This is a genomic window from Flexivirga sp. (assembly GCF_035551235.1).
Taxonomy (GTDB): domain Bacteria; phylum Actinomycetota; class Actinomycetes; order Actinomycetales; family Dermatophilaceae; genus Flexivirga.
The window spans coordinates 215,836-242,518 of sequence record NZ_DASZNO010000038.1; the positions used below are offsets into that span (position 1 = coordinate 215,836).

At 69.5% G+C, this 26,683-nt stretch carries 26 protein-coding genes; 17 read left to right on the forward strand and 9 right to left on the reverse strand.

Annotated features, from left to right (window positions below; translation table 11 throughout):
* Positions 1-46 precede the first annotated feature (46 nt).
* Together VG502_RS13820 and VG502_RS13825 are read right to left on the reverse strand one after the other, a co-directional pair.
* The gene (locus VG502_RS13820; protein ID WP_325550644.1) at positions 47-1,651 is read right to left on the reverse strand and encodes an acyl-CoA carboxylase subunit beta; all 1,605 of its coding nucleotides are present in this window, start codon (positions 1,649-1,651) and stop codon (positions 47-49) included.
* A complete protein-coding gene (locus tag VG502_RS13825; protein WP_325550731.1) occupies positions 1,648-2,829 on the reverse strand; it encodes an acyl-CoA dehydrogenase family protein in 1,182 nt (393 codons plus the stop codon). The genes VG502_RS13820 and VG502_RS13825 overlap by 4 nt, the downstream gene beginning before the upstream one ends.
* Positions 2,830-2,908: 79 nt before the next feature.
* On the opposite strand from VG502_RS13825, the gene VG502_RS13830 reads away from it, so the two are divergent.
* From VG502_RS13830 to VG502_RS13845, 4 genes are read left to right on the forward strand one after another with little or no spacing between them, the layout of a single operon-like run.
* Positions 2,909-3,307 carry a MerR family transcriptional regulator gene (locus tag VG502_RS13830; protein ID WP_325550645.1) on the forward strand — a complete coding sequence of 133 codons (399 nt, stop codon included), beginning with the start codon at positions 2,909-2,911 and terminating at the stop codon, positions 3,305-3,307.
* A gap of 30 nt (positions 3,308-3,337) precedes the next feature.
* Complete coding sequence (locus VG502_RS13835) at positions 3,338-4,228, forward strand: AAA family ATPase (protein ID WP_325550646.1); 891 nt, start codon at positions 3,338-3,340, stop codon at positions 4,226-4,228.
* On the forward strand, positions 4,212-5,699 hold the full coding sequence (locus VG502_RS13840; RefSeq protein ID WP_325550647.1) for a VWA domain-containing protein: 1,488 nt from the start codon (positions 4,212-4,214) through the stop codon (positions 5,697-5,699). Before VG502_RS13835 ends, VG502_RS13840 begins: the two co-directional genes overlap by 17 nt.
* Before the next feature lie 38 nt (positions 5,700-5,737).
* Complete coding sequence (locus tag VG502_RS13845; RefSeq protein ID WP_325550648.1) at positions 5,738-6,991, forward strand: hypothetical protein; 1,254 nt, start codon at positions 5,738-5,740, stop codon at positions 6,989-6,991.
* A 310-nt stretch (positions 6,992-7,301) separates the two neighbouring features.
* On the opposite strand, the gene VG502_RS13850 is transcribed toward VG502_RS13845, so the two are convergent.
* The 3 genes from VG502_RS13850 to VG502_RS13860 form a co-directional block, all read right to left on the reverse strand.
* The gene (locus tag VG502_RS13850; protein WP_325550649.1) at positions 7,302-7,913 is read right to left on the reverse strand and encodes a hypothetical protein; all 612 of its coding nucleotides are present in this window, start codon (positions 7,911-7,913) and stop codon (positions 7,302-7,304) included.
* A gap of 175 nt (positions 7,914-8,088) precedes the next feature.
* The gene (locus VG502_RS13855; protein WP_325550650.1) at positions 8,089-9,255 is read right to left on the reverse strand and encodes a serine/threonine-protein kinase; all 1,167 of its coding nucleotides are present in this window, start codon (positions 9,253-9,255) and stop codon (positions 8,089-8,091) included.
* 28 nt (positions 9,256-9,283) lie between these two features.
* Positions 9,284-10,132, reverse strand: coding sequence for an aldo/keto reductase (locus VG502_RS13860; RefSeq protein ID WP_325550651.1), 849 nt, complete (start codon positions 10,130-10,132; stop codon positions 9,284-9,286).
* Positions 10,133-10,233: 101 nt separating this feature from the next.
* Between VG502_RS13860 and VG502_RS13865 the strand changes: the two genes are divergently transcribed.
* Entirely contained in the window at positions 10,234-12,009 is a 1,776-nt protein-coding gene (locus VG502_RS13865; RefSeq protein ID WP_325550652.1) for an acetyl/propionyl/methylcrotonyl-CoA carboxylase subunit alpha, read from the forward strand.
* Between the two features lie 7 nt (positions 12,010-12,016).
* Here the strand turns inward: VG502_RS13865 and VG502_RS13870 are convergent, their stop codons facing one another.
* A complete protein-coding gene (locus tag VG502_RS13870; RefSeq protein WP_325550653.1) occupies positions 12,017-12,658 on the reverse strand; it encodes a TetR/AcrR family transcriptional regulator in 642 nt (213 codons plus the stop codon).
* A gap of 126 nt (positions 12,659-12,784) precedes the next feature.
* Here VG502_RS13870 and VG502_RS13875 point away from each other — a divergent pair, with 126 nt between their 5' ends.
* Entirely contained in the window at positions 12,785-12,964 is a 180-nt protein-coding gene (locus VG502_RS13875) for a hypothetical protein (protein WP_325550654.1), read from the forward strand.
* Positions 12,965-13,079: 115 nt separating this feature from the next.
* Entirely contained in the window at positions 13,080-13,283 is a 204-nt protein-coding gene (locus VG502_RS13880) for a hypothetical protein (RefSeq protein WP_325550655.1), read from the forward strand.
* Between the two features lie 105 nt (positions 13,284-13,388).
* Here the strand turns inward: VG502_RS13880 and VG502_RS13885 are convergent, their stop codons facing one another.
* Positions 13,389-14,810, reverse strand: coding sequence for an NAD(P)H-quinone dehydrogenase (locus VG502_RS13885; RefSeq protein ID WP_414655743.1), 1,422 nt, complete (start codon positions 14,808-14,810; stop codon positions 13,389-13,391).
* A 68-nt stretch (positions 14,811-14,878) separates the two neighbouring features.
* On the opposite strand from VG502_RS13885, the gene VG502_RS13890 reads away from it, so the two are divergent.
* Both VG502_RS13890 and VG502_RS13895 read left to right on the forward strand, forming a co-directional pair.
* The gene (locus VG502_RS13890; RefSeq protein ID WP_414655744.1) at positions 14,879-15,730 is read left to right on the forward strand and encodes a purine-nucleoside phosphorylase; all 852 of its coding nucleotides are present in this window, start codon (positions 14,879-14,881) and stop codon (positions 15,728-15,730) included.
* Positions 15,727-17,361 carry a phospho-sugar mutase gene (locus tag VG502_RS13895; RefSeq protein ID WP_325550657.1) on the forward strand — a complete coding sequence of 545 codons (1,635 nt, stop codon included), beginning with the start codon at positions 15,727-15,729 and terminating at the stop codon, positions 17,359-17,361. Before VG502_RS13890 ends, VG502_RS13895 begins: the two co-directional genes overlap by 4 nt.
* Before the next feature lie 4 nt (positions 17,362-17,365).
* Here the strand turns inward: VG502_RS13895 and VG502_RS13900 are convergent, their stop codons facing one another.
* On the reverse strand, positions 17,366-18,004 hold the full coding sequence (locus tag VG502_RS13900) for a hypothetical protein (protein WP_325550658.1): 639 nt from the start codon (positions 18,002-18,004) through the stop codon (positions 17,366-17,368).
* Between the two features lie 54 nt (positions 18,005-18,058).
* On the opposite strand from VG502_RS13900, the gene deoC reads away from it, so the two are divergent.
* The 4 genes from deoC to VG502_RS13920 all read left to right on the forward strand — a co-directional run bounded on the left by deoC (position 18,059) and on the right by VG502_RS13920 (position 22,013).
* Complete coding sequence (gene deoC, locus VG502_RS13905; RefSeq protein ID WP_325550733.1) at positions 18,059-19,006, forward strand: deoxyribose-phosphate aldolase; 948 nt, start codon at positions 18,059-18,061, stop codon at positions 19,004-19,006.
* Positions 19,007-19,072: 66 nt separating this feature from the next.
* Positions 19,073-20,524: an aldehyde dehydrogenase family protein gene (locus VG502_RS13910; protein ID WP_325550659.1), complete on the forward strand. Its 1,452-nt coding sequence runs from the start codon at positions 19,073-19,075 to the stop codon at positions 20,522-20,524.
* Positions 20,524-21,408 (forward strand): aldehyde dehydrogenase family protein, encoded by an 885-nt coding sequence (locus VG502_RS13915; RefSeq protein ID WP_325550660.1) that lies wholly within the window; start codon positions 20,524-20,526, stop codon positions 21,406-21,408. Before VG502_RS13910 ends, VG502_RS13915 begins: the two co-directional genes overlap by 1 nt.
* The gene (locus tag VG502_RS13920) at positions 21,405-22,013 is read left to right on the forward strand and encodes a uridine kinase family protein (protein WP_325550661.1); all 609 of its coding nucleotides are present in this window, start codon (positions 21,405-21,407) and stop codon (positions 22,011-22,013) included. Before VG502_RS13915 ends, VG502_RS13920 begins: the two co-directional genes overlap by 4 nt.
* A 73-nt stretch (positions 22,014-22,086) precedes the next feature.
* On the opposite strand, the gene VG502_RS13925 is transcribed toward VG502_RS13920, so the two are convergent.
* Positions 22,087-22,422 (reverse strand): Txe/YoeB family addiction module toxin, encoded by a 336-nt coding sequence (locus VG502_RS13925; RefSeq protein ID WP_473964771.1) that lies wholly within the window; start codon positions 22,420-22,422, stop codon positions 22,087-22,089.
* Positions 22,423-22,808: 386 nt separating this feature from the next.
* Between VG502_RS13925 and VG502_RS13930 the strand changes: the two genes are divergently transcribed.
* From VG502_RS13930 to VG502_RS13945, 4 genes are read left to right on the forward strand one after another with little or no spacing between them, the layout of a single operon-like run.
* On the forward strand, positions 22,809-23,951 hold the full coding sequence (locus VG502_RS13930; protein WP_325550662.1) for a DUF7847 domain-containing protein: 1,143 nt from the start codon (positions 22,809-22,811) through the stop codon (positions 23,949-23,951).
* Complete coding sequence (locus tag VG502_RS13935) at positions 23,941-24,585, forward strand: DUF4129 domain-containing protein (protein ID WP_325550663.1); 645 nt, start codon at positions 23,941-23,943, stop codon at positions 24,583-24,585. Before VG502_RS13930 ends, VG502_RS13935 begins: the two co-directional genes overlap by 11 nt.
* On the forward strand, positions 24,582-25,688 hold the full coding sequence (locus tag VG502_RS13940) for a DUF4350 domain-containing protein (protein WP_325550664.1): 1,107 nt from the start codon (positions 24,582-24,584) through the stop codon (positions 25,686-25,688). The genes VG502_RS13935 and VG502_RS13940 overlap by 4 nt, the downstream gene beginning before the upstream one ends.
* Entirely contained in the window at positions 25,685-26,677 is a 993-nt protein-coding gene (locus tag VG502_RS13945; protein ID WP_325550665.1) for an AAA family ATPase, read from the forward strand. The genes VG502_RS13940 and VG502_RS13945 overlap by 4 nt, the downstream gene beginning before the upstream one ends.
* Positions 26,678-26,683: the final 6 nt, after the last annotated feature.

The following is a 26,683-nucleotide window of genomic DNA, read 5'->3' on the forward strand; positions in this document are numbered from 1 at the left end:
CGAAGTATCGGAGGAGCGCAGCGGGGGAGAACTTCGTGGGGTGACGTTAAACCGGCGGTATGGCGCGGCGGCGCTCGGTGAAGTTGCGGTCGCGGCGGGCGGCATACGCCAGCCGGTGCAGCAGGTCGGCGCGCAGGTCCGACGCCTCGACGACGGTGTCGATGACCAGGTCGGACGCGAGCCGCTCCAGGTCGACGTCCTCGAGGTATTCGTCGCGCCGCGCCTGCACGAACTCGGCCCGCTCGACGTCGTCCTCGATGGCTTCGATCTTGCCGGCATACACCGCATTGACCGCGGCCTCGGGGCCCATCACGGCGATGCGCGCGGTCGGCAGCGCGATGGTCGCGTCCGGGCCGAAGCCGGGACCGCACATGGCGTAGAGGCCGGCGCCGTACGCCTTGCGGACCACGACGCAGAACTGCGGCACGGTCGCCTCGGACACGGCCGACACCATCTTGGCGCCGTGCCGGATGATGCCGCCGCGCTCGACCTCGGAGCCGATCATGAAGCCCGGCACGTCGGCCAGGTAGATCAGCGGGATCGAGTAGGCGTCGCACATCCAGATGAAGCGGGTGGCCTTGTCCGCGCTGTCGGTGAAGAGGACGCCACCCTTGGCTGCGGAGTTGTTGGCGACGAATCCGACTGTCCTGCCGTCCATTCGGCCGAAGCCGACGACGAGCTCGGGTGCGAAGAGCGGCTTGATCTCGAAGAACGAGTCGTCGTCGACCAGGCCGTCGATCACCTCGTGTATGTCGAAGGGCTGGCTCTCGATCTCCGGCACCGTCGTGTCGGTGAGCGCGACCTCCGGCTCCTCCGCGATGTATGTCGGGGGCTCGTCCCGCCACGTGGAGGGCAGGTAGGAGAAGAACAGCTTGGCCAGCTCGATGGCCTCGGTGTCGTCCTCGGCGAGCAGGTCGCCCACACCGGAGACGGTGCAGTGCATCCGCGCACCGCCCATCTCCTCGAGCGAAACCTTCTCTCCGACAACCATTTCCGCCATACGCGGGCTGCCGAGGTACATGGAGGCGTTGCCCTCGACCATGATGATCACGTCGGTGAAGCTCGGGATGTAGGCGCCACCGGCTGCGGACGGCCCGAAGAGGCAGCAGATCTGCGGCACCCGGCCGGACAGCGCGACCTGGTTGTGGAAGATGCGGCCCGCGCCCCGGCGGCCCGGGAACAGCTGCACCTGATCGGTGATGCGCGCACCGGCGGAGTCCACGAACCAGAAGATCGGCAGCTCCTCGCGCAACGCGGATTCGGTTGCGCGGACGATCTTTTCGACGGTGCGAGCGCCCCAGGAGCCCGCCTTCACCGTCGGGTCGTTGGCCACCACGATCGCCGGGCGACCGTCGACCGTGCCGCGGCCGGTGACGACGCCGTCGGCCGGCAGGTTGCCCGCCGACGCGTTGGCGTAGCGACCGTCCTCGATGAACGACCCCTCGTCGAAGAGCAGCGCGATGCGGTCGCGCACATACAGCTTGTTCTGTGAGTCCAGCTTCGCGCGGGCCTTGTCCGAGAGGGTCTGGGTCGCCTCGTGTGCCGCGACCAGTCGCTCCCGGACGTCGGCGACGCGCGGGTCGCCACCCTCGCGGGTCGAGTAGGGCGAGCCGCTGGGCGAGCCCGTATCGAGACCCTGATCGTTCGTCATGCCGGCAAGCCTAGGCCGCGGGCGATGAGCATCCGCTGAACCTCGGAAGTCCCTTCGCCGATCTCCAGGATCTTCGCGTCCCGGTAGAACCGCGCCACGGGGTACTCCTCCATGAAGCCGTTGCCACCGAAGATCTGCGTGGCGATGCGGGTCGCGGTGACCGCCGACTCGGTCGAGTACAGCTTGGCGATCGACGCGGCCTGCTTGACCTCGGCGACCGACCGGCGCCCGGCCTCCAGCTCGTCCTTCAGCCAGGCGGCCTTGTAGGTCAGCAGCCGCGACGCCTCGACCATCACGGCCAGGTCGGACAGCTGGAACGACACACCCTGGTTGACGGCGATCGGCTTGCCGAAAGCCGTTCGGGTCTTTGCGTATTCGGTCGCAGCCTCCAGGCACGCCTGCGACAGGCCGACGGCCAGTGCGGAGATCGCGATGCGCCCGTCGTCGAGGGTCTTGAGGAACTGCCGGTAGCCCTGGCCGCGCTCCCCCAGCAGGTTGCCCTCGGGCACCACGCAACTGGTGAACGTGAGCCCGTGGGTGTCGGAGATGTTCCAGCCGAGCTTGTTGTATGCCGGCTCGGCCGTGAAGCCCTGCGTGCCGGCCGGCACCATGATCGCGCTGATCTCGGGCCGGCCCTTGTCATCGGTGCCGGTGCGTGCGGTCACGGTCACGACCGAGGTGATGTCGGTGCCGGAGTTGGTGATGAACGCCTTGGCCCCGTTGATGGTCCACTGACCGTCGGCGAGCGTCGCCTTGGTGCGGGTGGCGCCCGCGTCCGAGCCGGCGTCCGGCTCGGTCAGCCCGAAACCGGCCAGCGCGCGCCCGGCGACCAGGTCCGGCAGGAAGCGCTGCTTCTGCTCGTCGGAGCCATAGGTGAGGATCGGGTTGATGCCGAGGCCCATACCGGCCGACAGGGTGATGCCGATCGACTGGTCGACCCGGCCGAGTTCCTCGATCGCCAGGCACAGGTAGGTGAAGCCGCCCTCGTCGAGACTGGCGCCGCCATACTCCTCGGGCACGACGAGTCCGAAGAGTCCGAGCTCGCCCATCTTCGGCACGAGCTCGGTCGGGAAGTGGTGGTCCACGTCCCACTGCGCGACGTGCGGAGCGACCTCCTTCTCGGCGAAGTCACGCACCAGCTGCCGGAACTCCTCGTGCTCCTGGCTCAACTCGAACATCCGCTGCCAGTCCTTCTCGTCGGGTTCGCCAAGGCCACAATGCTTGACGTTAACGTCAACGTAAAGCATGCTGCCGGGTATGACAACCCCGGAAGACGGCCCGACGTGGACGATCGCCGACCTCGCCGACGAGTTCGCCGTGACGCATCGGACCATCCGTCATTACGAGGAGCTCGGGCTCATCTCCCCCGAGCGGCGCGGGACCGTCCGGATCTTCCACCGCCGCGATCGAACGCGTCTCGCGCTCATCCTGCGCGGTAAACGAATCGGCTTCCCGTTGGACGAGATTCGCACGATCATCGACATGTATGACGAGACGCCGGGCGAGGCCGGCCAGCTCGCCTACCTGTTGGAGCAGATCGCCGCCCGCCGGGCCGACCTCGAGCAGCGGCGTGCCGACATCGAGCAGACGCTGCGCGACCTGCGCCAGGTCGAGGCACGTTGCCGGTCCGACCTGCGCGCGCTGCGCCGCGCGTGACCCGGTCAGTGCTCGACTACCGTGTTACCTGTGAGTAACAGCTCGGTCCCCGCCCCCTTCGGCGACGTCGACGAGGTGTCCCGCGCCCTGCAGGGTGCGGGTTACCTTGCGTCCGAAGAGATCTCGACCACCGTCTACCTGGCCGCAGCGCTCGGCCGCCCGATCCTGGTGGAGGGCCCGGCGGGCGTCGGCAAGACGGCCCTGGCGGCCGCCATGTCGCAGGCGCTCGACCGGCGGCTGGTCCGGCTGCAGTGCTACGAGGGCGTCGACGAGGCACGCGCGCTCTACGAGTGGAACCACGCCAAGCAACTGCTGCGCATCACTGCCGAGCAAGGAGCCGACTGGGACGAGCTACGCACCGACATCTTCGGCGAGGAGTTCCTGCTCCCCCGCCCGCTGCTGACCGCCGTACGCAGCGAGCAGCCCGTCGTGCTGTTGATCGATGAGGTCGACAAGGCCGACGAGGAGATGGAAGGCCTGCTGCTGGAGCTTCTTTCGGAGTTCCAGGTGACCATCCCCGAGCTCGGCACGCTGCGCGCCCAGCACCATCCGCTGGTGGTGCTCACGTCCAACGCGACCCGCGAGCTGTCGGAGGCACTGCGCCGCCGTTGCCTCTTCCTGCACATCGACTACCCCTCGGCCGAGCTCGAGCAGCGCATCGTCCAGTCGCACGTGCCCGAGCTGCCCGACGCACTCGCCGCCTCCGTGGTGCGGGTCGTCGGTGCGCTGCGAGCGCTGGAGCTGCGCAAGGCGCCATCCGTCGCCGAGACGGTCGACTGGGCGGGCACCCTGCTCAGCCTTGGCGCGACCGAGCTGGACCCGGCCACCGTGCGCCGCAGTCTCGGCGTGATCCTGAAGCACAACAGCGACATCGAGCTCGCCCATCGGAAGCTCGAACTCGATCGTGATCTCGCCGGCTGACGCTCAATCCGCCCCGGTCGCAAGCAGATTCATCCGGCTGGGCGCCGCGATGCGCGGGCACGGCATACGCGTCGGCCCGAGTGAGGTGACCGACGCCGCGCGGGTCGCCACGGCGCTCGGCTTCGACGACCGCGCGCGGCTGCGCGCCGGAATGGCTGCGGCGATGGTCCGCCGACACGAGGACCGCGCGACCTTCGACCAGCTCTTCGACATCTACTTCCCGGCCGCGACCGGATCCCGGACCACCGCCGGCACTCCCGCCGACGAGACCGAGCTGCGCGAGCAACTCGCCCGCGCGCTGGCCGCCGGCGACGACGCGGAGCTGGACCGGCTGGCCGCTGCCGCCGTCGAACTGCTGGGCGCCGTCGATGAGACCGAACCCGATCGCGGCTGGAGCTCTGCCCGCACCCTGGAGTCCGTCGCGCCGCAGCGCGCGATCTCCGCCGCGCACCAGCAACTGCGCGCGACCCAGGAGGGATCCGGCGGCGAGGGCAACGCCCAAGGACCCGGCTCCGGTATGGCGCCCGCGGCCTCCGCCGCCACCGACACCTCCTGGGCGGTCAACCCATGGGACCGCCCGCCGATCCGACCGGAGCAGCTGACCGACCGGATCGACCGCGACGAGCTGCGCCGCCGGGTCGAGGACTTCCGCGGCCGGGTCGGCACCGAGACCCGCAGGCGCAACGCCGAGCTGCGCGACCGCGACCGGCTGGCTCAACTGGCCGTGCCGGCCACACTCCGGCAGCGCGACTTCGTCAGCTCCGGCGAGCGACAGCTCGCGGAGCTGCGCCGCGAGATCGATCCATTGGCGCGCAAGCTCGCAGCCCGGATGACGGCCCGCGAGCGCGCCGGCCGCGGCAGCATCGACGTACGGCGCACGCTGCGCGCGTCCATGTCCACCGGCGGTGTGCCGATCAAACCGGCATACCGGCATCGCGCACCGCACCGCCCCGACCTGGTGCTGCTGGCCGACCTGTCCGGCTCCGTCGGCGGGTTCTCGACCTTCACCATGTTGCTGATGCAGGCGCTGCACCAGCACTTCCGACGGGTCAGGGTCTTCGGCTTCGTCAGTAGCACCGCCGAGATCACCGACGTCGTGCACGAGCTGCCGCCCGGCACGTCGCTGACCAGTTGGGCCCTGAGCACTCCGGAGCTGATCGGCCGGGGCACCAACTCCAGCTACGGCTGGGCGCTGCGCACGTTCGCGCGCGGCCATCTCGACGCCATCACGAAACGTTCCACGGTGCTGGTCCTCGGCGACGCCCGCAACAACTTCGGCGATCCCAATGTCGCGGACCTCGAGCGGATCCGGGACCGTGCGCGGCACATCGCCTGGCTCAACCCGGAGCCGAGATCGCTGTGGGGACAAGGAGATTCGGCCGTCCACAGCTACAGCGCCGCAGTGCCGATGCACGAATGCCGCAACCTGGACCAGCTGCGCGCCTTCGTCGCCGACGCGATGCCTACCTGAAAGCCGGCCGGACCCGCTTCGGCATACTGACTGGCACCATGCGCTTTCGAGTGACCGCTGCCGCCCTGGGCGCCGCCATACTCCTGGGCGCAAGTGCGCCCGCGTATGCCGCCACCGACCCGGCCGGCGCACCGTCCGAGGTGCGGTTCAGCACCGCACGCGGTGACGCACCGAAGCTGCATCCGGGCGTTTACGGGACGACCGCACCGACCGGCGACACGGAGCGCTACGCAGCCATCACGCGACCGCGGGGCGGCGCGGTGACGGTGGCGATCTTCGGCTCGGTGGACGCGAAGATCACCACCTCCGACGGCAACACCACCTGCTCCAGCAGCAGCGTCAGCCTGAGCAACAGCGAGACCGGCTACACCTTCGTGTATGTCGACGGGGCGCAGGACGAACGGCAGTCCTACCAGTCGGACGACTGCAAGTCCGCCACCGACCTGATCCTCCAGATCAAGGCCGACGACTCCTCGTCGTCCTCGTCCTCATCCTCCACCACGTCCGGCGGACCGTTGCAGCTCGCCGTCACCGTCGAACCGAGGATCGAGCACCTCGGATCACCGTCGCCGAAGAGCGAGCAGGACGAGATCAAGGCTCCCAGCAAGTCCAACGGCGCGTCCCGTGCACTCAGCGACCAACTCTTCGCGCCGACCAGCCTGACACCCGGCAGCTACCGGGTCGACCTTGTTCCCGGCCAGCTCGCCGTCGCCCGGGTCCGGGTCGGCTGGGGCCAGCGTCTCGCCGCCTCGGTCGACGCGCCGCGCAACGGCAGCAATTTCGCACCGGCCGAATCGCTCGAGCTGAACATCACAGCCTTCAGCCCGCAGTGGGCGCCGGTCGGTGGCGGCAGCGGGTCACAGCTGCTCTCCAAGGACTCGGCGACGGAGGAGACGGCGGGCACCTACACGGCTCCGGTCAACGCCGCGAACCGAACGCTCGGCTACGGCGACACGGGCGACGTCGGGACCAACAGCGCCCAGTGGACAACGGTCGCGGGCTGGTACTACCTCGTGGTGCAGCTGGGCGCGTCCGACGCCGGGGCGAAGGTCTCGACCACCAAGCTGCCCGCCCGGCTCAACCTCGCGGTGACCGGCTCCCCCACGCCGGGCCCGAGCTACGTCGGCACCGACGGAAAGGCGGTCGCCGCTCCACCGGCGACCGAGCTGAGCCGGGGCGGCCACAACGACTCCGGGTCCGGATCCGCCACGGTCCTGCGCGTCGCGGGTTCGGCGCTCGTCATCGCACTCGCCGCCGGGGTCGTCGCGCTGTTGCTCCGCCGCCGCGCCTGACGCGGCAGCGGCCGTGCGGTCGCGCGCTCGGTGCACGGCGCGCCGAGTGGTCACCTACCGCAGAGTTGACGCGAAATACCCTGCAGTAGATGACCACTCGGCACCAACCCGGACGCCGGCTGTGGACAACGCTCGTCACGTCGGTCCGCCTTGGTGGCACGCTCTGCCGATGGCAGCGGATCCAGGTTTCCCGATCAGTCGCGCCAGCGCGCTGGCCGCCGGACTCACCGACAGCGACCTGCGCCGCTCCTACCGGCGGCTACTGCGCGGGCAATGGCTCCACGCGAGACGCCCGGCGACGCGTGACGACCTACGCCGCGCAGCCTTGGCGCTGGCCGGGCCCGGTTCGTTCCTCAGCCATGACAGCAGCGGGGAACTGTATGGCGGAATCCTCCCGACGACGGACGCTCTGCACGTCGGGATTCGGGACGATCGACGGATCCGCGTGCCGGGCCTGGTCGTCCATCGTTACGGCGACGAGGTGGAGACGGTCTTCCGGCACGGGTTCCCGGTGACACCCCTCGGGCAGACGTTCGTCGACCTCGCCGTGCGGTGGCCGCTGGTGGACCTGGTGGTCTTCAGCGATTCGGTGGCGCAGCGGTCGCCGGCGGCGATCGAGGAACTGCGCGCCTTCGCCACCACGGCGCACGGGCGAAACGTCCGCAAAGCACGCCGTGCCGCGGCGCTGACCGTGCGCGGTGCCGAGTCGCCATACGAAACCAGAACTCGACTGCTCATGAAACTCGCCGGCCTGCCCGACCCGGTCGTGCAGCACCCGATCACCGACCGCACGGGACGGGTGATCTACCGCCTCGATCTCGCCTATCCGGCATACCGGCTCGCCGTGGAGTATGACGGCGAGCACCACAACACCGCGTCCCAGCGCTCCAAGGATCTGGCCCGTCGGGAGGAGATCGAACAACTCGGCTGGAAGTTCGTGGTGGGGGTCAAGACGAACGTCCTGCAGCAACCCCGGACAGTTCCTGCACCGGATCATGAACGGCATGGCCACCGTGGGGATGCCGCGGCCACGCCTTTCCGAGGAGTGGCTCCTGCATTTCGGCGGCTGACGCCCTGGCTGCAGTCAACCGCGCCGGCTACGGCTTCTGCCACGTGTAGGTGTCGCCGTCCGAAACGCACTGCAGGGTCTCGGAGCCGCTCGCGTTGTTCTCGAAGGTTCCGGCGTCCTGCCACTGGCACGTTCCGCCGACGGCGGCCTCCCCCGGCGTCAGATTGCCCTTGTCCGACGTGCTCGGCAGCCAGATGCCGAGCAGCGCCGCAGTGGCGACGACCGGCACCAGCACCAGGCCGACCTTCCGGCCGGTCGACGAGCGTGGCTGTGGAGCCGGCCGGTGCGGGGCCGCCTCCGGCGCGCGCTGGGTGCGGGTGACGTCGTGCGCGTGCCGGTGCGGTCGATGCGTCACGGCGTCGGGCACCGGCGTCGACGCAATGCGTGCCGGGACCACGATCTCGCGCTGCTCGACCCAGGCCAGGTCGGGCGTCTCCATGGCATCCGCGGCGGCCCCCGCGGACGGCGGACGGCCGTGTGGATCCGGATCCGCCAGGTCGGTGACCACCCGCCACAGCAGGTCGGGTATGCCGTCCGGTCGCGGCGGCACCTGGTCGCGGCTGCGCCGGATCTCGTCGGGCCGATGAGCGGTGAGGAGCTGGAAGGCGACGATGCCCGCGGCATACAGGTCGAAACCGGGAGCGGGGTCGGCTCCGGCCAGTTGCTCGGGCGCGAGGTAGCCGCGCGTGCCGAGCACCACGGAGGTGGTCGTCATACGCGGTGAATCGGTGGGGACCGCGATGCCGAAGTCGGTGAGCATCAGGTGTGGTCGGCCCGCGCCCGTTGCGGCGAGCAACAGGTTGGCCGGCTTCACGTCCCGATGTATGACGCCCGCGTCGTGCACGGCGTCCAGGGCACGCAGCAGCTGGCGCAGGAGCTCGGCGACATACCGGGGCGGCAGGGTGCGATGGTCGCGCACCAGGTCGCTGACCGCCCCGCCGTCGACCAGCGGCATGGTGAACAGCACCCGGTCGTCCTCGCCGGCCCACCCGATCGGGGTGACGACATTGGGGTGGTGGATGCGGGTGCTCTGCTCGCGCATGAAGCGCAGCAGGGCACCCGCATCCGACTGCCGCAGCACCTTCGCGGCGAGCGTGCGGTCCTGCTTGCGGTCATGGACCTGCCAGACCGACCCCATCCCGCCCTCGCCGATGATGTCGATCAGCTCGTAGCGCCCCGCGAACACCTCTCCCACGAGTCAGCAGGATGCCAGATGGATCCCCTCAGCCGAACTTCTTCGGGTCCGGGCCGGTGCGGTGGTTGCGGTCCAGCGGCACGATCGCGGCGAGGTCGTCCTCGGTCAGCTCGAAACCGAAGAGGTCGAAGTTCTCGGCGATGCGCGACGGCGTGACCGACTTCGGAATGACCACATTGCCGATCTGCAGGTGCCAGCGCAGGATCACCTGGGCCGGCGTCTTCCCGAGCCGCTGCGCGATATGCCCGATCACCGGGTCGGTGAGGACGTCGCCGCCCGACGCCAGCGGGCTCCATGCCTCGGTGACGATGCCGTTCGCGGCATGGAACGTGCGCAGCTTCTCCTGCTGCAGGTAGGGGTGCAGCTCGATCTGGTTGATCGCCGGGAACTCGCCGAGCTCGTCCTTGACCCGCTGCAGATGCTCGATCTCGAAGTTGCAGACACCTGCGGCGCGGATCCGGCCGTCGTCGCGCAGCTTGAGCAGGGCGCGGAACGTGTCGACGTACGTATCCTGGGCCGGCACCGGCCAGTGCACGAGATAGAGGTCGACGGGCCGACCCAGCCGCTTCTCCGAGTCGTCGAACGCGCGCAGGGTCTCGTCATACCCCTGGTCCTTGTTCCAGACCTTGGTGGTCAGGAAGACGTCGTCGGCGGCGAGTTCCGACTGCCCGAGGGCCGCGCCGACGCCGGCCTCGTTGCCGTAGATCTTCGCCGTGTCGATGTGCCGGTAGCCGGTGTCCAGCGCCGCGGTCACGGCGGGCCCGACCTCGTCATCGGGCACCTGCCACACGCCGTAGCCGAGCTGCGGGATGGGCACGTCACCGCCATGTCCGCGGAGGGCGACGGTCGGCACGGGGGTCTTGTCCTGATCGCTCATGGCGGCGACAACACCGCGGGCGCTCGTCGTATGCCGAGCACCGGCCGGCGTCTCAGCACCCGAACACGTGACGCGCGTCACCCGCCGCTAGGGTCGGCCGCATGCCGGAACTGCACAAGGTCCTGATCGCCAATCGTGGTGAGATCGCCGTCCGAGTCGCCCGCGCGTGCGCCGACGCGGGACTCACGTCGGTGGCCGTGTATGCCGAGCCGGACCGGGATGCCCTGCACGTGCGCGTCGCGGACGAGGCCTATTCGCTGGACGGTTCGACGCCCGGCGACTCCTACCTCATGGGTGACAAGCTGCTCGACATCGCGCGACGCTGCGGTGCGGACGCCGTGCACCCCGGCTACGGATTCCTTTCCGAGAACGCCGAATTCGCGCAGGCGGTGCTCGATGCCGGGCTGACCTGGATCGGCCCGCCGCCGGCCGCGATCGACAGCCTCGGCGACAAGGTCAAGGCCCGGCACATCGCGACCGACGCCGGCGCACCGTTGGTGCCCGGCACCACCGACCCGGTCGGCGGCGCCGACGAGGTCGTGGCGTTCGCGCGCGAGCACGGCCTCCCGGTGGCGATCAAGGCTGCGTATGGCGGAGGCGGGCGCGGTCTGAAGGTCGCGCGCACCATCGAGGAGATCCCCGAGCTGTTCGACTCCGCCGTCCGCGAGGCCGTCACCGCGTTCGGTCGCGGCGAGTGCTTCGTCGAGCGCTTCCTGGACAAGCCGCGACACGTCGAAACCCAGTGTCTCGCAGACAGTTTCGGCAATGTCGTGGTTGTCTCCACCCGCGACTGCTCGTTGCAGCGCCGCAACCAGAAGCTGGTCGAGGAAGCGCCAGCGCCATACCTGTCGGAGGAGCAGCACGCGGAACTCGTCCGAGCCTCCAAGGCGATCCTGTCGGCTGCCGGTTATGTCGGCGCCGGCACCTGCGAGTTCCTGGTGGGCCAGGACGGTGTGATCAGCTTCCTGGAGGTCAACACACGCCTGCAGGTCGAGCACCCGGTCTCCGAGGAGGTCACCGGCATCGACCTGGTGCGCGAGCAGTTCCGCATCGCGGCCGGCGAGGAGCTCGGGTATGCCGACCCGACCCCGCACGCTCACTCCATCGAGTTCCGGATCAACGGCGAGGACGCCGGCCGCGGCTTCCTGCCTGCGCCGGGCACCGTCGAGGTGTTCAAGGCGCCCAGTGGTCCGGGCGTGCGCGTCGACTCCGGCGTCGTGTCCGGCGACGTCATCGGCGGCGCCTTCGACTCGATGCTCGCCAAGCTCATCGTCACCGGCCGCACCCGCAAGGAGGCGCTGGAGCGCTCGCGGCGGGCCCTGGCCGAGATGGTCGTCGAGGGTATGCCGACTGTGCTCCCCTTCCACCGAGCGGTCGTCGCGGACCCGGCCTTCGCGACCGACGACGAGACGCCTTTCGCCATACACACCCGGTGGATCGAGACGGAGTTCGACAACACCATCGAGCCGTATGACGGCACCACGGGCACCGGCGACGACGCGCCGGCCCGGCAGAGCTTCGTGGTCGAGATCGATGGTCGCCGGCACCAGCTCACGCTGCCGGGCGACCTGCAGCTCGGCGGTGGTGGCGGCGCCGCACCGGCGTCCCGGCGACGTGCGCCGAAACGGTCTCGCGCGCACTCCGGCGCGGCAGCCGCCTCCGGCGATGCCGTGGCCGCACCGATGCAGGGCACGATCGTCAAAATCGTTGTCTCCGAAGGAGATCGGGTCGAGGCGGGCGACACGGTCGTCGTGCTCGAGGCGATGAAGATGGAGCAGCCGATCACCGCGCACCGCGCGGGCACGGTGTCCGCGATCAGCTCCGCCGTCGGCGAGATGGTCCCGGCCGGTGCGGTGCTGGTGCAGCTCGCCGACTGACCGGCGCTCAAGCCTCGATCGGGGCGTCGACAAGCGCCCGCAGCACCAGACTCACCATCGAGCGCAGGTATGCCGGCCGGTCGGCGCGTGACGTGGCCAGGAGGCCACCGAGCACGACGCCGTCCAGGCTCGCCACGATGGCTTCCGCGCGCAGGTGGGGTTCGGGGTGCTCGGCGCGGCACACGATGTCCTCGACGACCTCGGTGAGATTGAGCCGCCAGGCGATGATTGGCTCACTGAGCGACGGTGTGCGCGCTGCCTCCAGTGCGAGCTCGGAGATGGTGATGACCAGCTCGGGGTGCTCCGACCAGCGCAGCAGCATCTCGGTGGTCGCGTCGATCGCCCGCTCGACGCCGTCATCTCCCGTGACCTCCGGCAACGACTCACCGAGCGCCCGCACGTCGGCGTGCAGCTCGGCAGCAACGAAACTCGCGAGCGCCGTGAGCAGCGCGAGCCGGGTGCGGTAATAGACCGAGCAGGTGCCTTCCGGCATACCCGCCTCCCGATCGACTGCACGATGGGTCAGGCCGCGCATCCCGGTCCGGCCGACGACGGTGATCGCGCTGCGCAGCAGCAACTCCTGACGGGCGACGGTCCCCTCGGGGCCGCTGCCGGCCCGGCGTCTCGCAGCACGTCTCCTGGCGGTCACGCTTCACCTTCTCACGGTCGGCGCCGTGGCGTGACGAAGGCCACGTCATCCGGATTTGGCACCTACTCTCTACAGCTGTAGTGTCTTAGTTACTACAAACGTAGTGAATGACCTACAGGAGTAACCATGATCAACATCAACGCCTTCTTCATCGGCTTCGTGATCATCACCGCGATCGCGCTCGCGCTCCTTGTCGGCTTCGCCGCCGTGGAGCTGACCGGCTTCTTCGCCCGTAACCGCAAGCAGCGCATCGCTCGCCACGAGCCCTTCACCCGCTACTACACGCAGTTGGCCTTCAGCCACTGATGAAGACCGCGCGCACGGTCGCGCGGAAGCACACGCCGAGCGGCGCCCCCTCGTTCACCCCTTACGAGGCGGCGCCGCTTCGTCGTACCCGGACGGCCCCGTAGATTGGTGTCCTGTGACCGGGCTCGTGAAATTCGTCATCCTGACCATCGTCGTCATCGGCGTGATCGTCGGGCTGCGCACCCTTCGGCCGAAGCTGCGCGAGCAGCGCTACCGCCGCTGGGAGAAGGAGGGCCTGCTGCCGCACCAGGTCGATCCGTACGCTCCCCGGGAGCCGAACGACGACAACCACACCGAGAACGGTGAGACCCGGCGCTAACCAGCAACCGTTGTCACTTGTGCACGCGAATCCCGGCGGAACCCGACCCTAACCAGCAACCGTTGTCACTTGTGCACGCGGCGCGCGACACCGAGCCTGGGGGTTTCAGATCTCCGCTTCGTGCAGCCGGCGGGCGGCCTCGGCGATCGAACCGGTCATCGACGGGTAGACCGAGAACGTGCTGGCGACCTGGTCGACGGTGAGGCGGTTCTGGACGGCGAGACCGATCGGGTAGATGAGCTCCGACGCCTGCGGTGCGACGACGACGCCGCCGATGATGGTGGTGCTGCCCGGGCGGACGAAGAGCTTCACGAATCCGTCGGTGATGTTGCGCATCTTGGCCCGCGGGTTCGTCGACAGCGGCAACGTCACGACGCGCGCCTCGATCCGGCCCTCCTCGACGTCGGCCTGCGAGTAGCCCACCGTCGCGATCTCCGGGTCGGTGAAGATGTTCGCGCACACACCGCGCAGGTTGAGCGGTGCGACCGCGTCACCGAGCGAGTGCGCCATGGCGATCCGGCCCTGCATCGCGGCGACCGATGCCAGCGGCAGCACGCCAGTGCAGTCGCCGGCGGCATACACGCCCTGCGCCGAGGTGCGTGACACCCGGTCAACGGGGATGTGACCGGACCTGGTGACCTCGACGCCCGCCTTGTCCAGCCCGATGTCGTCGGTCAGCGGGACCGAACCGACGGCCAGCAGCACGTGCGACCCGCGCACCTCGCGGCCGTCCTCCAGCGTGACGACCACCTCGTCGCCCTCGCGGCGAGCCGCCGCCATACGGGAGCGGTTGAGCACCTTCATGCCGCGACGTCGGAAGACGTTCTCGATCACGGTGGCGGCGTCGGCGTCCTCACCCGGCAGCACCCGGTCACGGGACGACACGAGTGTCACGTCGCAGCCGAGCCCCAGGTAGGCGTGCGCGAGTTCGGCACCGGTGACACCGGACCCCACGACGATCAGCTTCTCGGGCAGCTCGGTGAGGTCGTAGATCTGCTGCCACGTCAGGATCCGCTCGCCGTCGGGTATGGCGGTGTCCATGACACGTGGCGTGCAGCCGACGGCCAGCAGGATGACGTCAGCGATCAGTTCCTCGGTGCCGCCGCCGGTGAGTTCGGCGGTGACACGGCCCGGTCCGGCGATGCGCCCGCGGCCGTTCTTGATCCGAACGCCGACGCTCTCCAGCTGTGCGCGGATGTCGCGGCTCTGCGCCTCGGCGAGCCCGAGGATGCGCTCGTTGACCTGCTTCGCGTGCGCCTGTGCGTGCTGGTCCTCGTCGGTGCCCTCGAAGCCGACTCCGAGGCGACCCGCGGACGCGAATCGGGACATGAAGTCCGAGGTGGCGATGAGCGTCTTGCTCGGCACGCAGTCGGTGAGCACGGCGGCCCCACCGAGGCCCGTCTGCTCGATGACGGTGACCTGGGCGCCGAGCTGTGCCGCGACCAGCGCGGACTCGTAACCGCCGGGACCGCCGCCGATGATGACCACGTTCTTCTGGCGTCCATTCACAAGGTGGCATCTTTCCATGTCGCCCGCCGGTTGCCGAATACGCGTGTGCGGTGTGCGCGCGGCCCGCACGTCATACGCTGGCGCCCGTGACTGCTTCGAACCCGCTGACCGACCCGGCGACCGACCCCTTCGAGATCGCCAAGGCGGCGGCCTCCACCATCGCCGAACGCACCGGCGCACCACGGCACGACATCGCCCTGGTGCTCGGCTCCGGCTGGGGCCAGGCCGCCGACCGGATCGGCGACACCCTCGCGACCGTCGACAACGCCGACGTGCCCGGGTTCGCCGCGGCCGCGGTCGCGGGCCACTCCAGCGCGATGCGCTCGATCGCCATCGGCGACACCGGTGCTCGCGCGCTGGTCTTCGGCACCCGAACACATTTCTACGAGGGCAAGGGCGTGCGGTCGGTGGTGCACGGGGTCCGTACCGCGGCCGCCGCGGGCTGTCACACGATCGTGCTCACCAACGGCTGCGGCGGGCTCAACCGCTCGTGGGGTCCGGGCACGCCGGTGCTGATCCGCGACCAGATCAACCTCACCGCCCACTCCCCCATCGAGGGCGCGAACTTCATCGACGTGACCGATCTCTACACGCCGCGGCTGCGCGACATCGCGCACTCGGTCGATCCGTCTCTGGACGAGGGCGTCTACGCGCAGTTCCGCGGACCGCAGTACGAAACGCCGGCCGAGGTGAAGATGGCCGGCATCCTCGGCGCCGATCTGGTCGGTATGTCGACCGCACTCGAAGCGATCGCCGCACGCCAGGCCGGCCTGGACGTCCTCGGCGTCAGCCTTGTGACCAACCTCGCGGCCGGGATCAGCGATCAGCCGCTGTCGCACCAGGAGGTCCTCGACGCGGGGCAGGCCGCGGCCGAGCGTTGCGGCAAGCTGCTGGCCGAGGTCGTGGGTCGGATCGCGAGCGAGGGGCGGCAGGCATGAGGGAACTCGTCGCAACGGCGCGCGACTGGATCGCGGACGACCCCGACCAGCAGACCCGCAAGGAGCTCGAATCCGTCGTCGCCGCAGCCGAATCCGGCGATGCGGCTGCGCTCGAGGACCTGCAGGACCGTTTCTCCGGACTCCTCGAGTTCGGCACCGCCGGGCTGCGCGGCGCACTGGGCGCCGGGCCGGCGCGAATGAACCGCGTGGTCGTCATCCGAGCGGCGGCGGGCTTGGCGGCATACCTGCAGGAGAAGCTCGGCAAGCGCGACGTCACCGTGGTGATCGGGTATGACGCCCGGCACAACTCCGACGTCTTCGCGCGCGACACCGCGGCGGTCTTCCTCGGTGTGGGCGGCCGGGCGATGGTCCTGCCGCATCCGTTGCCGACACCGGTGCTGGCGTTCCTGATCCGACGCCTCGGCGCCGACGCCGGCGTCATGGTCACGGCCAGTCACAACCCGCCACAGGACAACGGCTACAAGGTCTACCTCGGCGACGGCAGCCAGATCGTGGCGCCCGCGGACGCCGAGATAGCCGACGCGATCAGCCGGTTCCCCCGCGCTGCCGATGTGCCGCTGGCCGAGGACGGCTGGCAGACGCTGTCCGACGAGGTGGTCGACGACTACCTGGAGTCGGTGACGAAGGTCGTCCGCCCGGACGGCCCGCGGGACCTGAAGATCGTGCACACGGCACTGCACGGCGTCGGATCCGCAGTGTTCCGAGCGGCTTTCGACCGTGCCGGCTTCCCGGCACCCTCCTCGGTCGCGGACCAGGCCGAGCCCGACCCGGCGTTCCCGACCGTCGCCTTCCCGAACCCGGAGGAGCCGGGTGCGATCGACCACGCACTGGCCCTCGCCGCCGAGACCGGCGCCGATCTGGTGATCGCGAACGACCCGGACGCCGACCGGTGCGCCGTCGCCGTGCCCCGCGCCGACGGTTGGGCGATGCTGCGCGGTGACGAGGTCGGTGCGCTGCTCGGCGCCTACCTGCTGCAACGCGGTGTGGCACCGAACACGGTCTTCGCCAACTCGATCGTCTCGTCGCGCCTGTTGGCGGCCATGGCGAAGAAGGCGGGCGTGCCCCATGCGGAGACGCTGACCGGGTTCAAGTGGATCAGCCGGGTCCCGTCCCTCGCGTTCGGCTACGAGGAGGCGCTCGGTTATTGCGTCGACCCGGCCGCAGTCCGTGACAAGGACGGCATCAGTGCGGCGCTCCTGATCGCGGAGTTCGCTGCCCAGTGCAAGGCCGAGGGGACGTCGCTCGACGGGGTGCTGGCCGACCTTGCCGCCATACACGGAACGCATGCGACCGACAGCTTCGCGGTGCGCGTCGCCGACCTCGCGATCATCGACCGGATCATGGCCCGTCTTCGCGCGCAGCCTCCGGAAAGCGTTGCCGGACAGAAGGTTTCGAAGATCGACGATCTCGCGCGGGGCGCGGGCGGGCTGCCGCCCACCGAAGGCTTGCGCTACTTCCTGGCCGACGACACCCGGGTGATCGTCCGGCCGAGCGGCACCGAGCCGAAGCTGAAGATCTACCTGGAGACGGTCGACGCCGACCCGGCTGTGGCCGCCCGCAAGCTGGCCGACGTACGCACCGACTTCGAGCGGCTCACCGCCGCCGACTGACCAGTCAGCTGAGGACGGCCACCACGACGAAGATCACGGCGAGCGCGAGGGCGATGATCGCCGGCCACGCCGGCACGACGACGAACTCCTCCTTCGCCCGCACCGATGGGTCCCGCTGGACCGCGTTGGCGTAGTCGAGCTGCCCGGCACGAATCTGCTCGGCGACCCCGGCTGCAGAGCCGGGTCGCGCCTCCATGACGTCCGCGGGGTTCTCCGGCTCGATCCGGCCACGACCCAGCACGGCATCCATGCCGCTGCGCCGGTTGGTCCGGCGGGGCCGCTGGGCGGTGATCGCCCAGGATCCGAAGCTCTTGCCGGCTGCGTCGTAAACTCGCAGGTTCCAACGCTGTTCGATCAGATCGATCGACGGCCAACCGCAGCGCACGTCCCGCACGATGTTCTGCAACAGCACACCGGCCTGCGTCATCCGGACGCACGGACGCAGGAAGAGCACCCACACCACGAGCAGTCCCGCCAGCGGCCACAGCAGGTTGGCCAGGTGTCCGGAGCCGAGCAGGATCAGCACGATGAAGGCCACACATGCGACGGCGAGGACGGCCCCGGGCACCAGCATGGCGGGTTGCCGAAAGGTGCGGCTGGGACCGGACGCGGAGTTGCCGCGCGGGGGAAGATTCAGGGGCATGAAAGGTACGCTGCACCAGTGAGCCCCTCATCTGCAACGTCGCGGGCCCGGGACATGCTCGGCGTCGCCTCCTTGACCACCAAAGCCCTGCGCACCTGGCTGCACGGGCTGCCCGGAGTGGACCAGGTCGGCATCGAGGCCCGGGCCGCTGCGCTGGCCACCCGATCGATCAAAACCACCAGCAAGGCGTGGGCGATCGACACCGCGATCGGCATGATCGACCTGACCACTCTCGAGGGGGCGGACACCCCCGGCAAGGTCCGCAGCCTGTGCGCGAAGGCGCAACTGCCCGACCCCTCCGACCTCGACACCCCGCAGGTCGCCGCTGTCTGTGTGTATGGCGACATGGTCGGCATCGCCAAGGAGGCGCTCGGCGACAGCGGCATCCACGTAGCGGCCGTCGCGACGGCCTTCCCGTCCGGCCGCGCGAGCCTCGCGGTGAAGCTCGCCGACACCAAGGACGCGGTCCGGGCCGGCGCCGACGAGATCGACATGGTGATCGACCGCGGCGCGTTCCTCGCCGGCGACTACCGCCTGGTCTTCGACCAGATCGCGGCGGTCAAGGAGGCGTGCGCCCGCCCCGGCGATGCACCCGATGCGCACCTGAAGGTCATCCTGGAGACCGGCGAGCTCGCGACATACGACAACGTCCGTCGCGCCTCGTGGCTGGCCATGCTCGCCGGCGCCGACTTCATCAAGACGTCCACCGGCAAGGTCCAGCCGGCGGCGACGATGCCGGTGACGCTGCTGATGCTCGAAGCGGTGCGCGACTGGCGTGAGCTGACCGGCGAGATCGTCGGGGTCAAGCCCGCCGGCGGTATCCGCACCAGCAAGGACGCACTGCGTTACCTCGTCATGGTCAGTGAGATCGCCGGTGACGATTGGCTGTCGCCGGAGTGGTTCCGCTTCGGCGCTTCGAGCCTGCTGACCGACCTCCTGCTGCAACGCCAGAAGCTGCGCACCGGGGCCTACTCCGGCGCCGACTACGTCACGATCGACTGAGGTTTCGATACGGCTCCCCCGCTTCGCTCCTCCGCTACTCAACCCGCCTGTTCCGAAAGCTTAGAGATGACACCGAAATTCGAGTACGCACCCGCACCGGAGTCGCGTTCCGTCGTCGACATCGCCTCGTCATACGGCCTGTTCATCGGTGGCGAGTTCGTCGACCCGGTGGACGGCACCTCCTTCAAGACGGTCAACCCCGCCACCGAGGAGAAGCTCGCCGACGTCGCGGAGGCGGGCGCCGCCGATGTCGACAAGGCCGTGCGCGCCGCCCGGCGTGCCTACGACCGCACCTGGAGCCGGCTGTCCGGTGCCGAGCGCGGCAAGTACCTCTTCCGGATCGCCCGGATCATGGCCGAGCGAGCCCGTGAGTTCGCGGTGCTCGAGACGCTCGACAACGGCAAGCCGATCAAGGAGTCGCGCGACGTCGACGTGCCGACCGCGGCAGCGCATTTCTTCTATCACGCGGGCTGGGCCGACAAGCTGGATTACGCGGGCCTGGGGTCGGATCCGCGGCCGCTGGGCGTCGTCGGCCAGGTCATCCCCTGGAACTTCCCGCTGCTCATGCTGGCCTGGAAGATCGCGCCCGCTCTGGCGACCGGCAACACCGTGGTGCTCAAGCCGGCCGAGACCACGCCGCTGACCGCGCTGCTCTTCGCCGATGTATGCCGGCAGGCGGAGCTGCCCCCCGGCGTCGTCAACATCATCACCGGCGCCGGCGCCACCGGGCAGGCCCTGATCGAGCATCCCGACGTCGACAAGATCGCCTTCACCGGATCGACCGGCGTCGGCAAGTCGATCGCACGGACCATCGCGGGCACCCGCAAGCGGCTCTCCCTCGAGCTCGGCGGCAAGGCCGCCAACATCGTCTTCGACGACGCTCCCATCGACCAGGCCGTCGAGGGCATCGTCAACGGCATCTTCTTCAACCAGGGGCACGTCTGCTGTGCCGGCAGCCGGTTGCTGGTGCAGGAGTCGATCGCGGAGGACGTCATACACCGCTTGCAGCGTCGGTTGCAGACGCTGCGTGTCGGCGACCCGATGGACAAGAACACCGACGTGGGCGCCATCAACTCGGCCGCACAGCTGGCGCGCATCGTCGAGCTCGTGAATGCCGGTGAGGCCGAGGGCGCGCAGCGCTGGAGCCCGGAGTGCACGCTGCCGGAACGCGGATACTGGTTCCCACCAACGGTTTTCACCGGTGTCTCGCAGGCGCACCGCATCGCGCAGGAAGAGATCTTCGGCCCGGTGCTGTCAGTGCTGACCTTCCGGACACCCGACGAGGCGGTCGCGAAGGCCAACAACACGCCCTACGGGCTGTCGGCCGGCATCTGGACGGACAAGGGCTCGCGCATCCTGGCGATCGCCGACCGGCTGCGCGCCGGTGTGGTCTGGGCCAACACGTTCAATCGCTTCGACCCGACGTCACCGTTCGGTGGCTACAAGGAGAGCGGCTACGGCCGTGAGGGCGGCCGGCAGGGACTCGCCGCCTATCTGGACACGGAAGGAACGCACTGATGGCACGCCTCGAGGTGCGCAAGACCTACAAGCTCTACATCGGCGGGAAGTTCCCCCGCTCGGAGTCCGGCAGGTCCTACGAGGTCGTCTCGTCCGGCCGCTCGCCCAAGTTCCTCGCCAACGCCGCACACGGTTCGCGCAAGGACATCCGCGACGCCGTGGTCGCCGCGCGGGGCGCCGTGAAGGGCTGGTCGGCCGCCACGGCATACAACCGCGGTCAGGTGCTCTACCGCGTCGGCGAGATCCTCGAGGGCCGCCGTGAGCAGTTCATCGCGGAGGTCTCCGCGAGCGAGGGCGTGACCAAGCCGCAGGCGACCAAGATCGTCGACGCCGCCATTGACCGATGGGTCTGGTATGCCGGGTGGCCCGACAAGCTGCCGCAGGTGCTGGGCAACCTCAATCCGGTGGCCGGGCCGTACTTCGACATCTCCGCTCCGGAGCCGACCGGTGTCGTGGGCATCCTTGCGCCGCAAGCAAGTTCGCTGCTGGGGCTGGTGTCGGTGATCGCGCCGGCCATCGTCTCGGGCAACACCGTGGTCGTCGTCGCGAGTGAGGAGCGCCCGCTGCCGGCGATCTCGCTCGGCGAGGTGCTGGCGACCTCCGACGTCCCGGGTGGTGTGGTCAACATCGTGACGGGCCGCACCGCTGAGCTGGCACCGTGGCTCGCCTCGCACGCCGACGTCAACGCGATCGACCTGGCCGGTGCGACCGAGCTCGCCTGGGGTGAGCTCGAGGCGTCCGCGGCCGACACGGTCAAACGCGTCGTGCGTCCGGCAGGCGCCGGCGCGGACGCTGTCGAGCCGGATTGGCTGGAGGCACCGGACCTGTCGCGGATGACGGCGTTCCTGGAGACCAAGACCGTCTGGCACCCCAAGGGAATGTGAGCGCCCCGCAGAACCCGGCCCGCGTCCTCGTGCTCGGTGGCCCCAGCGGCTCCGGCAAGTCCCGCTGGGCCGCGCAGCTCTCCCGCGAACACGGCTGGCCGATCGTCCGGTTGGACGACTACTACAAGGACGCCGGTGACCCGACGTTGCCGATGTCCTCTCTGGGCATCGCTGACTGGGACGACGTGCAGTCCTGGCGGTGCGACGACGCCGTCGATGCGCTCGAATTGCTGTGCCGCACAGGCGAACTCGTTGCGCCGGTCTATGACATCTCGACGTCCGCAGCGACCGGCAGCCAGGAAATGCGCCTCGACGGGGCGGACATCGTGATCGCGGAGGGGATCTTCGCGCCATACATCATCGGGCCGTTGCGTGCCCGCGGGCTGCTCGCCGGCGCCTACTGCGTGCATCACAACCGGTGGGTGACCTTCGCGCGCCGCCTGGCACGGGACCTGTCAGAGCGACGCAAGCCGCCGCTGGTGCTCGTACGACGTGGCCTGCGGCTCGCCCGGGCCGAACCACACATCGTCCGCGAGCAGCTGCGGCTGGGTGCGGAACCGATCCGGCCGAAGGACCTTGCGCGGCGGCTGTCGCACCAGCCGTGAGAACACGCCACCGCCACGGTCGATCCTGAGCCGTCGCCGTTGCCGATGCTTCAGTGGGCTGACGCGTGTGGGATCAGTAGTGGACGCGTGCTTGCAGGACGACGATGTGCTCGTCGGTGACGTAGTACACGAGACGATTCGCGTCGTCGATGCGGCGAGACCATGCCCCGTTCAGGATGTGCTTGAGCGGCTCGGGCTTGCCGATACCAGCGAACGGGTCTCGCAGCACCTCGGCGATGAGCTGGTTGATCCGCTTGAGCGTTTTTGCGGTCCTGGGATTGCCAGTCGAGATAGTCCTCCCAACCGTTGCGGTCGAAAGGCCGCAACGGGATCCTGTTGTGGCACGCTCCGCGTGACGATCCCTATGCGGATGGGGTGCGCGTCCTTGGTTACCTGTGAGCAGCAGCAATGTTGATGGACAGCGCTGCGTCAACTCAGAAGCTACCGCCAATCACCTGGGGCGGCATCCTGTCGTAGCCATCGGGACCGTTCTTGCTGCTGCCCTCGAACTTTCCGCACCGTTTACATACCCGATACGGCCGCCGCGCATCCAACTGCACTGGTCCCCACTGGTGTCGACGCAACATGCAGAGAAGTCTCCCCATGACGATCCCCTTCCTCGCGCAAACCTCGGTGGCTCCGAGCGTAGACCGATCGATAGAACCTGGGGCGCGTCCTGCGGCACGCGCGTGCACCTGTCGGAAGCGTCCTCGACGTCTAACCAGAACAACCTTTGCCGGTCGGGCGCGCAGCAACAGCCAAGCAACCTGGAACGCACCGCACTAGGGTCGACCCATGAGCAATGGATGGACGAGCCCCGGGGGTGACTCGCCCGGCAGCGACAACGGATCGCCGCCGCAACAGCCGCGGTACGGCCAGTACGGTCCGCCACCGCAGTACGGCCAGCAGGCACCGCCGCCGCAGTACGGCCAGTACGGTCCGCCGCCTCCGCCATACGGGCAGCAACCGCAGTACGGCGCCGGTCCGCAGGGTTACGGACCGCCGCCGATGTTCCAGCTCGCGCCCAAGCCCGGCGTCATACCGCTGCGGCCGCTGAACCTCGGCGACATCTTCAGCGGCACGTTCGGCACTATCCGCGGCAACCCGGGCGCCAGCATCGGCCTGTCGGCGCTGGTCGCGCTGGTGGTCGCCATACCCGCCGTCCTCACCACGCTCGCACTCTCCGGCGCCGACCTCACCACCACCGACAGCTCCGGCTCGACGGTCAATCTCGGCGGTCAGCTGAGCACCAGCATCACCAGCATCTACACCGCGATCGCGGGTGTGTTCCTGGCCGGCATGCTGACGGCGGTCGTAGCGGAGGCCGTGCTGGGGCGGCGCATCTCGATAGGCCAGACCTGGACCAAGGTCCGCGGCCGGCTGCTGCCGCTGCTCGGTATGACGCTGCTGCTCGCCCTCGCGGTGATCGTCGCGGCCGGCATCTACATCGGTCTGATCGTGCTGCTGGCGCTGGGTGGCAACGAGGCGATCACCGTGATGATCGCGATCGTGCTCGGCATCATCCTGTTCGTCGCCATCGTCTGGGCTGCCATCAAGGTCTCCCTGGCGGCCCCTGCTGTCGTCCTCGAGCGGGCCGGCCCGGTGACCGCCATACGACGGTCCTGGGGGCTGTCGGGTGGGCAGTGGTGGCGCATCTTCGGCATCACCCTGCTCGCGCAGCTCATCGTCGGCACGATCAGCAATGTCGTGCAGCTACCCGGCGCCGCCGTGCTCATCGGCACCAGCGACGGCGCCGGCAACCCCAACGTCCTGGCGGTCATCGTCGTGCAACTCGTCGCGGTCGCGATCAGCGCGCTGACCACGCCGTTCACCGCCGGGGTCACGGCCCTGCTCTACCTGGACCAGCGGATCCGCAAGGAAGCCCTCGACGTCACCCTGATGGAGGCTGCCGCCAAGGACGGTGCCGGTGCCCGGTGACGATGCACCGCCGCTGGACCCGAGTGGCGGCGCCGCGCACGCCTGGTTGCAACGCGAGCTGGCCAAGCCGGCATACGCCGACCAGCGCAGCTGGCTGCAGCGGCTCTGGGACTGGGCCCGGGACAGACTCGACGACCTGCTGCAGGGAGTGGGCGGTGCGCTGCCGCTCTACGTGCTGATCCCGCTGCTGCTCGTCATCCTCGGCATCGTCGTGTTCGCGCTGTCCCGTCTCAGCGGCGGCTCCGCTCGCAAGCAGGACGCGGCGGAGGACGGTGTCCTGACCGAGGTCGACCTGACGGCCCGGCAACTGCGCGAACGGGCCGGCCGATCGTCCGCCGCGGGTGCCCATTCCGCGGCCTTCGTCGACTACTTCCGGGCGCTCGCCCGCCGTGCCGAGGAGCGCGCACTGCTGTTGCCGCAACCCGGCCGGACCGCGCACGAGGTGGGCACCGAGCTCGAGCCCTACTTCCCGGGCCACACCGCCGCAATCCGTTCAGCCGCAACGTTCTTCGATCAGGTCCGGTATGGCGGGACCGACGCGACCGCAGCCGACGTCAGCCGGATCGAAGCACTCGACCGCGAGCTGGACGACACCCGACCGCAGCACGCCGCACCCCAGCAGGTGACGGCATGATCACCCGCGGCCGGGTGATCATCACCGCCGTCGTCGTGAGCCTGCTCGCCCTCCTGATCGGAGCGGTCCTGCTGACCCCGCGCACCTCCAGCGAGCCGCTCGACCCGGCATCGGCGGCGCCCGACGGCAGCCGTGCCGTGGCGCAGGTGCTCGGCCAGCACGGCGTCGATGTGCAGATCGCGCACCGGGTCAGGGAGTTCGACACCAGCGACGTGCAGGGCGCGACCCTCGTGCTCACCCGGCCGCAGCTCCTGTCGCCGAACACCCTGCAGCGCACGATGGCGCTGGCTGCGAACGCCCGCCGCGTCGTGATCGTGGACGCCGACCCGTCAACCATCAAGGCACTCGGCCTGCCCGTGCCACAGGCGGATCCGCTGGAATCCCAGCCGGTTTCACGCTGCACGGTGCCCTGGCTCGACAGCCTGCGGTTGAGCTATGCCGACATCTCCTACCGGCCCTCCGACGCCGGCCGGACCTGCTTCGGCGAAGGCGGCGAAGGTGCCGTGGTCGTGCTTCCCGCGCAGGGACACGCACCGGAAACCGTGCTCCTCGGCAGCCACGCCGTCCTCTCGAACAAGAGCGTGGTCGACGCCGACAATGCTGCAATCATCCTGCGGACGCTCGGCGCCACCGACCGGCTCGTGTGGTTCGCGCCGTCGCTCGCGACGGGCGACAGCGACGTCGCGCAGGGGCCGAAGTGGCCGGCGTGGTTCCACCCGGCGATCTGGCTCGCCGGTGCCGTCATACTCATCGTGATCGTATGGCGCGGAAGGCGTTTCGGCCGCTTGGTGCCGGAGCCATTGCCGGTCGTGGTGCCCGCCGGTGAGACGACCCGCAGCCGCGGTCAGCTCTATCGCAAGGCGCACGACCACACGCGCGCATCGGCGGTGTTGCGGCTCGCGACCCGCACCCGATTGGCGCGTTATCTCGGTCTCGCGCCGAACGGCCGGCCGGAGACCCTCATCGAGCGCACCGCCCGCGCCGCCGAGCACGACCCGCACCAGGTGGCCGAGCTGCTCTACGGCGCCGACCCACCTGATGACGAGGCCATGACCGCGCTCGCACAACACTTGCAACAGCTGGAAAGGCAGGTACGACGATGACGACGCAGACATCGCTCTCCCCCGAAGAGGCCGAAGCGGCACAGCGCGCCCGGACCGCTCTGAGCGCGGTGCGCGGCGAGGTCGCGAAGGCCGTGGTGGGTCAGGATGCCGCCGTGACCGCCCTGGTGATCGCGCTGCTCGCCCGCGGTCACGTGCTGCTGGAAGGGGTGCCGGGGGTCGCCAAGACCTTGCTGGTGCGTTCCCTGGCCGCCGCGCTGTCCATCGAGACCAAGCGGGTGCAGTTCACGCCCGACCTGATGCCGGGTGACATCACCGGATCGCTCGTATTCGACTCGCGCACTTCGGAATTCACCTTTCGTCCCGGGCCCGTCTTCACCAACCTGCTGCTCGCGGACGAGATCAACCGCACTCCCCCGAAGACCCAGTCGTCGCTGCTCGAGGCGATGGAGGAACGTCAGGTCTCGGTAGACGGAGCGGCACGGCCGCTGCCGGCGCCGTTCATGGTCGCCGCCACCCAGAACCCGGTCGAGTACGAAGGCACCTATCCGCTGCCCGAGGCACAACTCGACCGCTTCCTGATGAAGGTCAGCATGCCGCTGCCCGATCGTGACGCCGAGCTCGAGGTGCTGCGCCGCCACGCGGCCGACTTCGACCCGCGGGACCTGGCCGCCGCGGGCATCCGACCGGTCGCGGGTCCGGACGACCTCGCCGCCGGTGCTGCGGCGGTCCGACGGGTCCAGGTCGGCGCGGACGTCGCGTCATACATCGTGGACCTGGTGCGCGGCACGCGGTCCGCGCCGTCACTCTCGCTCGGCGCGAGTCCGCGCGCAGCGACCGCGCTGCTGGCCACCAGCCGCGCGTGGGCGTGGCTCAGTGGCCGTGACTTCGTGACGCCGGACGACGTCAAGACGATGACCCGCACCACGCTGGCCCACCGCCTCCAGTTGCGCCCGGAGGCCGAGCTGGAGGGTGTCGGCACCACGGCGGTGCTCGACTCGGTGATCGGCGCGGTGCCGGTCCCACGATGAGGATGC